This window comes from Arthrobacter sp. R4-81 (genome assembly GCF_054792365.1).
Genome location: NZ_CP096445.1, coordinates 663,602 through 676,342, shown reverse-complemented (window position 1 = coordinate 676,342; position 12,741 = coordinate 663,602). Strand labels below are relative to the sequence as shown.

General features: G+C 63.4%; 14 protein-coding genes. 6 read left to right on the top strand and 8 right to left on the bottom strand.

Annotated features, from left to right (window positions below; genetic code table 11):
* Positions 1 to 2 precede the first annotated feature (2 nt).
* Positions 3 to 818 (bottom strand): VOC family protein, encoded by an 816-nt coding sequence (locus M1E05_RS03165; protein ID WP_461164401.1) that lies wholly within the window; start codon positions 816 to 818, stop codon positions 3 to 5.
* Positions 819 to 1,091: 273 nt separating this feature from the next.
* The gene (locus M1E05_RS03160; RefSeq protein WP_458114571.1) at positions 1,092 to 1,325 is read right to left on the bottom strand and encodes a DUF3073 domain-containing protein; all 234 of its coding nucleotides are present in this window, start codon (positions 1,323 to 1,325) and stop codon (positions 1,092 to 1,094) included.
* A 549-nt stretch (positions 1,326 to 1,874) separates the two neighbouring features.
* Here M1E05_RS03160 and M1E05_RS03155 point away from each other — a divergent pair.
* Positions 1,875 to 2,402, top strand: coding sequence for a septum formation family protein (locus M1E05_RS03155; protein WP_458112219.1), 528 nt, complete (start codon positions 1,875 to 1,877; stop codon positions 2,400 to 2,402).
* A 33-nt stretch (positions 2,403 to 2,435) separates the two neighbouring features.
* On the opposite strand, the gene clpB is transcribed toward M1E05_RS03155, so the two are convergent.
* Both clpB and M1E05_RS03145 read right to left on the bottom strand, forming a co-directional pair.
* Positions 2,436 to 5,093, bottom strand: a complete 2,658-nt coding sequence (clpB, locus tag M1E05_RS03150; RefSeq protein WP_461164400.1) for an ATP-dependent chaperone ClpB — start codon at positions 5,091 to 5,093, stop codon at positions 2,436 to 2,438.
* Between the two features lie 105 nt (positions 5,094 to 5,198).
* Positions 5,199 to 6,230 (bottom strand): PHP domain-containing protein, encoded by a 1,032-nt coding sequence (locus M1E05_RS03145; RefSeq protein WP_458112221.1) that lies wholly within the window; start codon positions 6,228 to 6,230, stop codon positions 5,199 to 5,201.
* Positions 6,231 to 6,420: 190 nt separating this feature from the next.
* Between M1E05_RS03145 and M1E05_RS03140 the strand changes: the two genes are divergently transcribed.
* From M1E05_RS03140 to M1E05_RS03130, 3 genes are all read left to right on the top strand, one after another.
* Positions 6,421 to 7,071, top strand: coding sequence for a PadR family transcriptional regulator (locus M1E05_RS03140; RefSeq protein ID WP_461164399.1), 651 nt, complete (start codon positions 6,421 to 6,423; stop codon positions 7,069 to 7,071).
* A gap of 25 nt (positions 7,072 to 7,096) precedes the next feature.
* A complete protein-coding gene (locus M1E05_RS03135) occupies positions 7,097 to 7,381 on the top strand; it encodes a hypothetical protein (protein ID WP_461164398.1) in 285 nt (94 codons plus the stop codon).
* Positions 7,382 to 7,629: 248 nt separating this feature from the next.
* Positions 7,630 to 8,115 (top strand): carboxymuconolactone decarboxylase family protein, encoded by a 486-nt coding sequence (locus M1E05_RS03130; RefSeq protein ID WP_461164397.1) that lies wholly within the window; start codon positions 7,630 to 7,632, stop codon positions 8,113 to 8,115.
* 26 nt (positions 8,116 to 8,141) lie between these two features.
* Here the strand turns inward: M1E05_RS03130 and M1E05_RS03125 are convergent, their stop codons facing one another.
* From M1E05_RS03125 to M1E05_RS03110, 4 genes are read right to left on the bottom strand one after another with little or no spacing between them, the layout of a single operon-like run.
* Positions 8,142 to 9,200 carry a sulfate/molybdate ABC transporter ATP-binding protein gene (locus M1E05_RS03125; protein ID WP_461164396.1) on the bottom strand — a complete coding sequence of 353 codons (1,059 nt, stop codon included), beginning with the start codon at positions 9,198 to 9,200 and terminating at the stop codon, positions 8,142 to 8,144.
* A complete protein-coding gene (locus tag M1E05_RS03120; RefSeq protein ID WP_461164395.1) occupies positions 9,197 to 10,069 on the bottom strand; it encodes an ABC transporter permease in 873 nt (290 codons plus the stop codon). The genes M1E05_RS03125 and M1E05_RS03120 overlap by 4 nt, the downstream gene beginning before the upstream one ends.
* A gap of 4 nt (positions 10,070 to 10,073) precedes the next feature.
* Positions 10,074 to 10,871: a molybdate ABC transporter substrate-binding protein gene (gene modA, locus M1E05_RS03115; RefSeq protein ID WP_461164394.1), complete on the bottom strand. Its 798-nt coding sequence runs from the start codon at positions 10,869 to 10,871 to the stop codon at positions 10,074 to 10,076.
* A gap of 2 nt (positions 10,872 to 10,873) precedes the next feature.
* Positions 10,874 to 11,278: a TOBE domain-containing protein gene (locus M1E05_RS03110; RefSeq protein ID WP_458112228.1), complete on the bottom strand. Its 405-nt coding sequence runs from the start codon at positions 11,276 to 11,278 to the stop codon at positions 10,874 to 10,876.
* 213 nt (positions 11,279 to 11,491) lie between these two features.
* On the opposite strand from M1E05_RS03110, the gene M1E05_RS03105 reads away from it, so the two are divergent.
* Together M1E05_RS03105 and M1E05_RS03100 are read left to right on the top strand one after the other, a co-directional pair.
* Positions 11,492 to 12,382: a DUF4031 domain-containing protein gene (locus M1E05_RS03105; RefSeq protein ID WP_461164393.1), complete on the top strand. Its 891-nt coding sequence runs from the start codon at positions 11,492 to 11,494 to the stop codon at positions 12,380 to 12,382.
* On the top strand, positions 12,382 to 12,741 hold the full coding sequence (locus M1E05_RS03100; RefSeq protein WP_458112230.1) for a hypothetical protein: 360 nt from the start codon (positions 12,382 to 12,384) through the stop codon (positions 12,739 to 12,741). The genes M1E05_RS03105 and M1E05_RS03100 overlap by 1 nt, the downstream gene beginning before the upstream one ends.

Below are 12,741 nucleotides of genomic sequence, written 5' to 3'. Positions count from 1 at the left end.
GTTTAAGGAGAGGTCTCAGTCTCCACGACACTGAAGACGCCGCCCTGCGGATCCTTCAGTGTTGCCACGAGGGTTCCCGCATCTTCAGTGAACTCCGGCTCCACCAGAACTTCCGCTCCCGCGGCCGCAGCTGCCAGGACGGCCTCAGAAGCACTCGATACACCGAAGTACACCTGCCAACCGAGGCCGGCCGGTGAAGCCTTGGCCGTTTCCTCGCCTTCAACACTTCGCGCAGGTGCTATCCCAGCCACCTCGGCGCCGTCCACCGTCAACGTAATATACGTGCCGCCGTCGTCCTGGGCATATTCGGTGACGTCATGGCCAAAGAGGTGCTGGAAGAACGCGACGGCGGCCTGCGGCTCAGGCGTCAGCAGCTCGGCCCAAGCGAATGCCCCGTGCTCGTTGTACAGCGCGGAACCGGTATGCGTGCCTGCCTGCCATACCCCGGTTGTTCCCCCGCCGGGTACCTCCATAAACAGCATCACCCCTGTATCGTCCACATCCTCCGGGCCGAACTGGACTGTGCCGCCGGCATGCATGACGTCGTGTGCGAGGCTCCGGGCGTCATCCGCAGCAAAGTAGACGTTCCATTGAGCCGGCTGGCCCGCCGCCTCCTGACTGGGGTTCTGGGGCGCGATCACACTGACCAGGTCCTCACCGATGAAGGCCTTTGCGTAGCTTCGGCCATCCGGAGTGGGAAGGTCCTGAAAGGTCCAACCGAACACAGCGGCATAAAAGGTCTTGGCTGCCTCCACGTCAGGGGTTTGGATGTCAGCCCAGCAGGGTTCGCCTTCTTGGTAGCGTTCGACTCGCGACATGATCATCCCTTCGCAGCTTTCTGTAACCCAATCAATCTAGTGCCGGGAAGGGTCCCTACCAACAGTCGGATCGCAGGCCAGCAAGGCGGATTGGTTAAACAGCAGGGCCCGTTGGTACGCCAACATACGGCGTGGCCAACGGGCCTGATAACTAGGGTCGGAACTCCTCGTCCATACGTACATGGATTCGGGGTACCGCAAAGAAGCATCGCACTCTGGGCACGACGGCGGCACGCTACTGAGAGTGCCTTACGGCAAGTTCAGTGGTGACAACTAGCCGATGCGACGGGTGTCTACCTCGTCGTCGTCTTCTTCCAAATCGTCCGCGTACTTATCCACATAAGCTGAATAGTCCGGTTCTACCGGCTCATCCGCGAAATGGCTCGTGGCACGACTTCCCGGGCCCGTCAGCTCGCGCTGAAGTGCCGTGTAGTCAGTGTTCGGGGAGTAGTACTTGATGTCCCGAGCCTGCTTTGTAGCTTTTGCCTTTTGACGGCCGCGCCCCATGGCGTGACCCCCTTTTGTACTTGGACCGGAGGTGGTCACCTTGGCGATCGGTGAGGCCCCGGAATGTTTGGTCAATTTGTCGTACACCTAGGTTACATGCTTTCTGGAGCAACTGCGCGCCAGATAACCGCCCCTGTGGCAAGTGTCTCGCGCAGCACACTCTTCGCAGACCACTTCCTTGATTGTTTCTTGGGTAGAGTCGGGGTGGGGGATGCACGGATTTGCTGGCCACCGCCGGTATCCCGCATCAGGAATAGCAGGGAAGAGGTGAGCTCCGGAGTGGATAAAAAAGATGCTGGGCAGAACAAAGATGACTCGCATCAGGGCGGCTCCGGCGCGGGCAAAAGCGCTCCACGTGTGCCGCCGCAACCTGCAAAACCTCCGACCGTTCCCATCGCGGTGATCCCTCCCGCTCCGCCACGGAAACCGGCGGCCGTCCCGCCGCCCGCCAAAGAGCCAAGCGCCGCGGACGTACTCACGCCGGGACCAAGCTCCCGTGAATCCGTTGAATACATACCAATCGCAGCCGAACGCAAACCGAGACAGCCCATGTCAGATCGTTCCAAGCAACTCCTCATCAATGGCAGCATCATCGGAACCGGCCTGTTGCTGCTGGGGCTGATGGCCTGGGGCCTGCTGACGTTCTTGAACACAGGCTCCCAGAACGGACAGGCTTCCGACGGCGGCACCCCCACGGCCACTGCTGACGCCAGTCCCCTTCCGCTGCCCCGGGAAGGGGTGAGCCCGTTGGACTTCCGCCTCGGTGACTGCTTCAAGGACTTCGACCCCAACGCGACAGCCTCCACCGTGGTGGCATGCGATACGGAGCACTCGGCGCAACTCGTCGCTGTCCATCACTATCCGGAAGGTGATGACTACCCCGGACAAGATGCGCTCAGGAACAAGGGCCGCGAAGTCTGCCAGGGCGCCAAACTCAATGGCGCCGAGGCAAACTACGTGCTCCTGCAGCGCACTGCGTTCCCGAGCACTACGAGCTGGGAAACGGGCGACCGCCGCGTGGACTGCTACGTCACGGCCGATGCTGGCAATGTCATCAAGGAAAACCTGCTCCCCTGAGCGGCGTCACCCAACTAGCCCTTCCGGCCGCGCCTAGCCCTTCCGGCGGACCGAGAGACCGCTCCCTACGAGTTCCCTGCCGTCATTCCCGCCTGCTGACATCAGGCCCTCAACCGTGAGTTCGTCGACGTCGGCTGCCGTATCCACCAGGACCGTGTCGCCGTCGGCGATTTCCCCGGCGAGTATCGCCTTGGCCAACCGGTCGCCGATCTCGCGCTGCACCAGGCGGCGCAATGGCCGGGCGCCGTAGGCAGGGTCAAACCCGGACATCGCCAGCCAGGCACGAGCACCGTCGGTCACTTCCAGGGTCAGCCTCCGCCCGTGCAACCGCGCGGCCAGCTCGTTCACCTGAAGCTCCACGATTTTCGCAAGCTCCTCCACGGTCAGCGCATCGAAAAGCACCACTTCGTCAAGCCGGTTGAGAAACTCGGGCTTGAACGATGCGTTCACCGCAGCCATCACGGCATTGCGCTTCGCGTTGGCATCCAGGGTCTGATCCACCAGGAACTGGCTGCCCAGGTTGGACGTCAGCACGAGGATCACATTCCGGAAGTCCACCGTGCGCCCCTGGCCGTCGGTGAGCCGGCCGTCGTCGAGCACCTGCAGGAGGATGTCGAAGACCTCAGGGTGAGCCTTCTCCACCTCGTCAAGGAGGATCACGGAATACGGACGACGGCGGACGGCTTCAGTCAGCTGGCCGCCTTCCTCATAGCCCACGTAACCGGGAGGGGCACCCACCAGCCGCGCCACAGAGTGCTTCTCCGAGTACTCGGACATGTCGATCCGGACCATGGCCCGTTCGTCGTCGAACAGGAAATCCGCCAGCGCCTTGGCCAGTTCCGTCTTACCCACGCCGGTGGGTCCCAGGAACAGGAACGAACCTGTGGGCCGGTTGGGGTCGCTGATCCCTGCTCGGGCACGGCGAACAGCATCGGAGACGGCAGCGACTGCCTTGGTTTGACCGATAAGCCGGGCTCCCAGCACCTGCTCCATGTTCAGCAGCTTCTGACTTTCACCCTGGAGCATCCGCCCCGCCGGGATCCCGGTCCAAGCGGAGATGACTTCAGCGATGTCATCCGCCGTGACCTCCTCGGCCACCATCTGATTGGACTTGTCCGTTACGGCAGCCTCGGCCTCGGCGGCGGCGTTCAGCTCCCGCTCGAGGGCAGGAATTTCGCCGTAAAGCACGCGTGACGCAGTCTCCAGGTCACCTTCACGCTGGGCCTTGTCCGCGGCAGAGCGCAGCTCGTCCAGCTTCGCCTTGAGGTCGCCCACGCGGTTGAGGCCGGCCTTTTCTGCTTCCCACCGGGCGTTCAGGGCGTCGAGCTGTTCCTTCTTGTCAGCCATGTCCGCCCTGAGAGCAGCAAGGCGTTCCACAGAAGCGGCGTCCGTTTCGCCAGTGAGGGCCAACTCCTCCATGGTGAGCCGGTCCACTTGGCGGCGCAGCTGGTCGATTTCTTCCGGGGCGGAGTCGATTTCCATACGCAAGCGGGAAGCGGCTTCGTCTACGAGGTCGATCGCTTTGTCAGGCAGCTGCCGCCCGGAAATGTAGCGGTGGGACAACGTGGCAGCAGCGACAAGGGCGGAGTCGGCAATGGCGACCTTGTGGTGCGCCTCGTAGCGCTCCTTGAGCCCGCGAAGGATTCCGATGGTGTCATCTACGCTCGGTTCACCCACGTAGACCTGTTGGAAGCGACGTTCGAGCGCCGGGTCCTTCTCGATGTTCTCGCGGTACTCGTCAAGGGTGGTGGCACCGATCAGGCGCAGTTCGCCGCGCGCAAGCATGGGTTTGAGCATGTTGCCGGCGTCCATGGAGCTGTCGCCAGTTGCACCTGCACCCACCACGGTGTGGATCTCGTCGATGAAGGTGACAATCTCTCCCTCAGAGTTCTTGATCTCTTCCAGGACAGCCTTGAGACGCTCCTCGAATTCGCCGCGGTACTTGGCCCCGGCCACCATGGAGGCAAGGTCCAAGGCGATCAGGCTTTTGCCGCGGAGGCTTTCCGGGACGTCTCCGGCGACGATGCGCTGGGCCAGACCTTCGACGACGGCGGTCTTGCCAACGCCAGGCTCACCGATGATGACGGGGTTGTTCTTGGTGCGACGGCTCAGGACCTGGATGATGCGGCGGATCTCGGAATCGCGCCCGATGACGGGATCCAGCTTGCCTGCCCGCGCCATGGCTGTCAGGTCCGTGCCGTACTTTTCGAGTGACTGGAAGGTGTTTTCCGGGTTCTCAGTGGTGACCTTCCGGTCCCCCCGCAGGCCCGGCAAGGCGGCAAGGAGCGCTTCATGGGATGCACCCGCGTCGCGCAGCAGTCTCGCTGCAGCGTCGTTGCCGGCGGATATTCCCAGCAGGAGGATCTCAGTGGAAACGTACGTGTCTCCAAGCTTGTCCGCTTCATTCTTGGCATTCTGGATTGCCTGTAGGGCAGGCCGGGACAGCTGTGCCTGCTGCGTGGATGATCCGGAAGTCGCTGGGAGAGCTTTGATGGCTGAACTTGCTTGGACGCTGACCGCATCGACGTCCGCACCGGTGGCACGCAAAAGCGCGACGGCGACGCCCTCGCGCTGATCCATGAGCGCCTTGAGCAGGTGGGCCGGCTCCACCTGCGGGTTTCCTGCCGTGGAGGCATTCATGGCTGCTGCCGAAAGAGCCTCCTGGCTCTTGGTGGTGAATTTGACGTCCAAAGAGGGCTCCTTTCGGGAAGTTGTGGTCTAAGTTGAGTGTACTACGCTCAACTTTCGGTTAGTACCTCACGAGGTGCATTTTTTGCCGTGGGCGAACAGTCGTTTTCAGCGTTTCCGCCGCGTCCACTCCAGGAGTTTTTCCAGAGGCCAGGTGGTGACGATCCTGTCGGCCGGCACCTCATTCAGCACAGCACGCTCCGCCCCGTACTGGAGGAAGTCGAGCTGACCGGGGGCATGCGCATCGCTGTCGATACTGAAGAGGCATCCGGCGTCGAGGGCAATTTGGATCAGGTTGTCCGGCGGGTCCTGGCGCTCTGGACGGGAGTTGATTTCGACCGCGACGTCGTTCTCCACGCACGCTGCAAACACCCTTTCGGCGTCGAACTCTGATTCGGGGCGCGTGCCCCTGGAGCCGGTGACGAGCCGGCCGGTGCAATGGCCAAGGACATTGGTGTGGGGATCCCTGATCCCTCCCAGCATTCTCCGGGTCATGGTGCCTTTCTCCGAGCGGAGCTTCGAGTGCACACTTGCCACCACGACGTCGAGGGTGTCCAGCATGACGGCCTCCTGGTCCAGGCTGCCATCCTCCAGAATGTCCACTTCGATGCCGGTCAGGAGCCGGAACCCGTCGGACTGTTCACCCCCGCTCTGTTCATTAATAACGGCTACAACGTCCAGCTGTTTCGCGAGGCGTTCAGCTGTGAGCCCGTTGGCAACTTTGAGATTCGGCGAATGGTCCGTGAGGGCCAGGTATTCGTGACCCAGTATCCGCGCCGTGTCCGCCATAACCTCAATGGGGGAACCGCCGTCGGACCAGTCACTATGGCTGTGAAGGTCGCCACGAAGGGCTTTCCGCAACCCTTGGCCGCCCTGGACAAGGGGCTTGGCCGCGCTGCGAAGCTTCTCCAGGTAATCGGGCACCTGGCCTTCCAGCGCCTGCCTGATGACCTCGAATGTCCTGTCCCCGATTCCTCCCATTTTCCGCAGCCGGCCAGTCCGGACCCCCTCAGCCAACTGGTCCTCCCCCATTCCCTGGATGGTCTCCGCCGCATTCCTGAATGCCTTCACTTTGAACGTGGGAGCAAGGTCACGCTCGAGCCAGAAAGCAATCTCATTGAGTGCGTCAGCGGCGTCCATTTCTCCATCTTGCACGAACTTCGGCTCTTCGCGCAGGGTCCCGCAGCTCTGATTGCCAACGAGTTGGCGTTTCATCATCTGCTCAAAACATTTTTCTTGACCGGCGATAGTTACCGATATATCGTTAAGTATCGCCGAAGCATCGGCGATACTCTGACAAGAGAAAACCAGATGGAAGGACGATGCCGTTATGAAAGGCATTCACGACAACAAATTTGTAACCCCTGAACAGGGCGGGCCAGCAGGACAAGTCGGCCAAGTACTAGGACGCTTCGGGCGGGACAGGAGCCGACGCGGACCCCATGGACATGGCGGTTTCGGACCAGGCGGATTCGGCCCGGGGGGCCGTGGTTTCGGTCCCGGCTTTGGGCCTCGCTTCGGCCCCGGTTTTGGTCCCGGCGGATCACGGCGGGCCAACAGGGGGGACGTTCGTTCGGCAATCCTCTCCCTCCTCGCCGAAGCACCATCCAACGGGTACGGGCTGATCAAGACGATCGCCGAGAAGACCTCAGGTACCTGGCGCCCCAGCCCGGGCTCCGTGTACCCCACTCTGCAGCAGCTCGTTGATGAGGAACTCATCACTCCTGTTGGGGAGGGCCGGCGCACGGAGTTCACGCTCACTGACGAGGGCAGGGCGTATGTGGAAGAGAACGCCGAGGAACTGGAAAACGCCTGGAACTCCGACCCCAAGGGAACCGGTCCTGCGTTTCATCAGAGCGTGGGCAAGCTGATGGGGGTTATCCACCAGTTCCGCTTCTCGGCCACCGAGGAACAGCGCAATGCGGCCATCGAGAAAATCGACGAAACCCGCCGGGCGCTCTATCACATCCTTGCGGACTGAGGCGGGCAATGATCAGGGCGGCGATATGATCAGGCCGGCACGACCTGACGAACTCTCCAGGCTTCAGGACATCGAAGTGGCCGCGGGGGCGATGTTCCGGCTGGCCGGGATGGACGCGATAGCCGAGGATCCTCCCCCGGAACTCAGCCACTTGGCTGCCCATCAGCGGGCAGGCCGGATCCTGGTGGCCACAGACACGTCGGATCTGCCCGTTGGGTACCTGATCCTGGAGGAACTTGACGGGTGGGCGCACATAGACCAGGTGACCGTCCCCCGGACCATTCCCGTCAAGGCCTTGGCCGAAGCCTGATTATCGAAGCTGCGGGCAGGGCTGCCAAGTGTGTTCTCCAGGGGCTGACTCTGACAACGTTCAGGGACCTTGAGTGGAACGCTCCCTACTACAGGCGCCTAGGCTTCACGGAAGTCCCGGAGAACCGCTGGTCTGAAGGCATCCGCGGGGTCGTGGCAGCAGAGACTGCGCATGGGCTGAACAGGTGGCCGCGGGTCGTCATGGAAATGCCCGCTATCCCTCCGCCCGCCTGACCTATTGTGGGAGTCATGAACCAGAGCCCGCCTGACGATACCCCTACAAAACATGTCTTCATCGACAAGCAGCATCCTCCGCTCTGGCGGGCGCTGAACGGAGTTGGCCTGAAAGTACGGGAGGCCGCCGAGGAGGCTGGAATCAGCCGCATGCTGGTCGAACTGCTGTACGTCCGCATCTCCCAGCTGAACGGCTGCGCCTTTTGCCTCGACATGCATGTGAGTAGTGCGTTGAAGCAAGGCGAGACCACCCAGCGGCTCGCAGTCCTTTCGGCTTGGCGGGAAACCGACCTCTTCACGGAACAGGAAAGCGCAGCGCTCGCCCTGGCAGAATCCGTTACGGAACTCCCTGATGCGGCCGCCCGCGAGCGGGAGGAAGAGTCCGCACGCCAACACCTGAGCGATGAGGAGTTCTCGGTTGTGACGTGGCTGGCCATCACCATGAACGCCTTCAACAGGGTATCCATGATCAGCCATCACCCGATCCAGGACGACGCCTGACACCTGGCCCCGGGAATGGATACACCTCAGGCGGGATAGACAGAAACTGCTGCTGCCTTGGTCACGAAGTACACCCTCATCCCCGGCGCCAGCCCGAGGTCCGCCACTGCTGCCGGCGTGACATCGGCCGCCAGCTCACCCTGGGCCCCGGCACGCACGCGGATCTGGTCACCGTGGGGTTCAAGGTCCGTTACGGTCACCGCCATGGAGTTCCGCGGGCTGCCGTGGGCCTCGCCAAGGAATACTGAAACGGCCGACGGCGGGAAGGCAGCCACGCCGTCCTGCCCGGGCTCCAGGCCGTCGTCGTGCTGGCCTGAAAAGTGCACACCGTCCGCGGTGGTGATGCCTTCCTCCGTGGCGGTTCCGGCCAGGAGGTTCAGCCCGGCGAGCCCGGCCGCAAACCTGCTCCGCGGCCGTTGGAGCACCTGGCGCGTGGGGCCTTCTTCGGTGATCCTGCCGTTCTCCAGGACAATGACACGGTCAGCCAGCATCAGCGCGTCGAGGACATCGTGCGTGATGATGATGGCGCTCCGGCCGGCGAGTACATGTTTAAACAGGCGCCGGAGCAAGGGAGCGGCGTGGATATCCAGCGCGGCGAGCGGCTCGTCCAGCAGCAGCAGTTCGGGACTGGCCGCCAGTGCCCTTGCTACAGCAACCCGCTGCGCCTGACCGCCGGACAGTTCACCCGGCCGCCTTTGAGCCAGGCCTCCTGCTTCGACGGCGTCCAGCCACTCGTGCGCAGTGTTCCGGGCGGAGGTCCGGCTGGCTCCACTGCTGCGTGGACCGAAGGCGACATTTTCCAAGGCGCTTAAGTGCGGAAAGAGCAGCGGGTCCTGTGCCAGGAGCGCGGTCCCCCGACGGTGTGGCGCCAGCCAGTTACGGCCGCCGTCGCGGGCCTCAAAAAGGACCCTGTCGCCAAGCACCGATTTTCCCGAATCGGGATGGAGCAAGCCCGCGATGAGATCCAACAGCGTGGACTTGCCCGCTCCGTTCGGTCCCATGACCGCCACCGTCTCCCCCGGTCCTACGGTGAAGGAGACGTCGAAATTCCGCTCGCGGACTGCGGCGCTGAAGGTGAACGTCACCGGATGCTCCCGCCGGTGACAACCGCCGTCGGGGATTCCTTGGACGTGCTGCCGGTCCCGCCAAGGAAACCCTGACGGCGGTACGAGAGTCCCACCACGGTGACGGCAACTGCAACAAGGACCAGTGAAAGTGCGACGGCGGAATCGGCATCCGATTCCCGCTGCAGGTAGATTTCAAGCGGCAAAGTCCTGGTCACCCCCTCCAGGCTCCCGGCGAAGGTCAGGGTGGCGCCGAACTCTCCCAGGCTCCGGGCGAAGGACAGGACTGCGCCCGAGACCAGGCCGGGCAGGACCAGGGGCAGCGTCACGCGGCGAAGCACGGTGGTGGGGCGGGCCCCGAGCGTGGCGGCCACCGCTTCGAACCGGCCGCCCGCGGAACGGAGGGCCCCCTCAAGGCTCACCACCAGGAACGGCAAGGCCACAAAGGTCTGCGCGAGCACCACCGCCGTCGTCGAGAAGGCAATCTGCAGGCCCAGCACCTCAAGCGTTCCGCCGAGCAGGCCCTGCCGGCCGAACGTGTAGAGCAGGGCGATGCCACCAACCACCGGAGGAAGGACCAGCGGCAACAGGACAAACGCGCGAAGGATCTGCTGGCCCCGAAAGCGTCCCCTCGCCAGAACCAGGGCAAGCGGAACGCCCAGGAAGAGACACAGCACTGTGCTCGCCGCGGAGGTCCGGAGACTGAGGCCAAGCGCAGCGAGAGAGGATTCGGAGGTGATCAGGGGGATGAACTGAGGCCAGTTGACCCTGGCCAGCATCGCCACGAGCGGCAGTATCACCAGCAGCGCCCCCGCAATGGCCACTGCATAGATCCACGACGGTATGCCGCTGTACGCTGCGGGATGGCTGGCCGGCTTTCTGGACGGCATAGCGCTAGTCCCCCTGAGCCGGACCGAAGCCGGCGGCGGACAGTATCCGCTGGCCTTCGCTGCCGTTGACCATGGCAATGAAATCGTCGGCGAGTTCCGGCTCTCCCGCAGTCTTCAAGGCCGCGATCGGGTAGGTAATTCCGGCTGCTGATGATTCAGGGAACGGAATGCTTTGAACTCTGTTTCCCGCGGACCGGACGTCGGTTACGTAGACAAGGCCGGCGTCAGCTTCTCCGGAGGCCACTTTTCCGAGCACATCCGTGACCGACGATTCTTCGCTCACAGGCTTCAGCTCCACTCCTGCGGACTGTGCAACAGCTGACGCTGCAGCGCCGCAGGGAACCTGAGGGGCGCAGACAACAACCTTCACCTCCGGCCTGCCGAGGTCTGTGAAGGAACGGATGGACGCCGGATTGGAAGGCGGCACGGCGATGGCCAGGGTGTTGCTCGCGAAGGCCTTGGTGCTGCCGTTGACCAGGCCTGCGTCTGCTACTTTGGCCATGTTCCGGGTGTCCGCGGAAGCAAAGACGTCCGCGGGCGCACCCTGAATGATCTGCGTTGCCAGGTCAGAGGAGCCCGCGAAACTGAGGACCACCTTGACGCCGGGATGCCGGCTTTCGAAGCTGCGGGCCAGCTCGGTGAAACTCCCCTTCAGGGAGGCGGCAGCAAAGACCGTGACGGTCTCAGATCCGGACGCGCTGGTGTTTCCGCAACCGGAAAGCCCGGCGACGAGAGCCGCAGCCAGGCCAGCCACCGTCAGTCGCGCCGCAAGCCGTACTAACCGCTTGGTGGGCCCGCTCATCCTCACGACTTGCCCTGGGGCGTCTCGATAATAACCGTGGTGGCTTTGACCACCGCCGTGGCTACCGAACCCAGTTCCAGCCCAAGTTCCCGGACGGCTTCGCTGCTCATGAGGGAGACCACCCGGAAAGGGCCGCACTGGAGCTCGACCTGCGCCATAACCTTGTCCATTGTGATGCCGGTGACCAGCCCGACAAAGCGGTTCCGGGCCGAGCTGCCAACTTTGGTGGGGTCATCGGGAAGCTGGGACTGGTCCTTGGCGAGTCTTGCCAGGTCCAGTCCATCCACGGCCAGGCGTCCGGACTGGTCCTTCACCGGGGCTAGCGTTCCGTTCTCGGTCCAGCGCCGGACGGTATCGTCGCTGACGCCTAGGAATCTGGCAGCTTCAGCAATGCGGATCATAGGCATGGCTCCAGCATAATCCTCAAATGCGGAGTATTGCCCCCGTTTCCTCCGCAAATGTTCTTTCCTTCCGAACCGGGTCCAGCTGGGTCCGCTCCTTCCCGCCCGGTTACCTGATTCCCGTTGGCGCCTGGACCGGGATGTCGCGGGCAACACGCCGCAGCCGGGCCCAGTAACTGGGCGGGAAGGCGCGCCAACCCCCGGCACTAGACTTCCTCCATGGCCATCTACCTGGATCCGCCGCTGTGGCCGGCCCACGGAACGCTCTTCTCGCACCTGATTTCGGACACCTCCCTTGATGAGCTTCACGCCTTCACTGCCAAGGCCGGCATCCCGCCGCGGGCATTCGACGGCGACCACTATGACGTTTCCGAGACCCGCTACGACGCCCTGATAGACGCGGGCGCCATTCCCGTTGAGGCCCGTATCCTGGTCCGCAAGCTGATTGCCAGCGGCCTCCGCATCCCGGCACGGTTTCGGAACAAATCCCTCAAAGTCCCGCTCCTGAACCGCTGGAACACCGTCCTTCCAGGCCATGATGCTCTGTTCCTGGATCTGCTGGACCGCTGGGGTGAAGAGCACCGGAAGTACCACGGTCGCACCCATCTCCTGTCGACCCTCGAGGCGCTTGATGTGCTCACCGAACCGGAGGAACCACCCCGGACTGTGATCCTGGCTGCCTGGTTTCACGACGCCGTCTACCACGGGATAGCGGGCCAGGACGAGGAGGATTCGGCCGTCCTGGCAGAGGAGCGCCTTCACGAGGCCGGACTTCCCGCTGCGGAGGTAGCGGAAGTCGCCCGGCTGGTGCGCATGACAGCTGACCACCACCCGGAGCAGGGAGACCGCGACGGCGCACTTCTGTCGGATGCGGACCTTTCCGTTCTGGGCGGAGAACCCGATGAATATGCCCGGTACGTCAGCGCCGTCCGCCAAGAATACGGACACATCGGTGACGCCGACTTCGCTGCCGGGAGGGCCGCCGTCGTCCGTCACTTGCTGGAGCTTGATCCGCTTTTCCACACACGGCGAGCTCGGGATCTGTGGCTGGAAGCAGCGCGTCGGAACCTTGCCGGCGAGTTATCCGGCCGGAAAGAATCGGGGCAGTAATGCTGGCACCTTATGTTCACGAGGCGGTTCTTGCGGTGAGCGGGAACTCCGACGACGACGCCCCCGGCGCCGCGGTGACGCTGGAGTTGTGCGGCAGCCTGGAGCATCCGCCGCCATGCCCTCTGGCGCCGCATAACACCAGGGCGGAACGGATCGACGGAACCCTGACTGTGCGAGTGGTCTTCGCGACGCATCCCGAAAACGAAGAGCAGGTGCGCAAACGTATAGAGAAGGCGTTGCGGGCCGGATCCGTCACCAGACCCGACGGTACAGCTGCCCACTGGGACTTCCTGGAGGGCGCAGCAGCCACGCTCAGTCCTTCTGAGGCAGCCCTGGCCGGTCGCCTCGCAGGGAGGTGA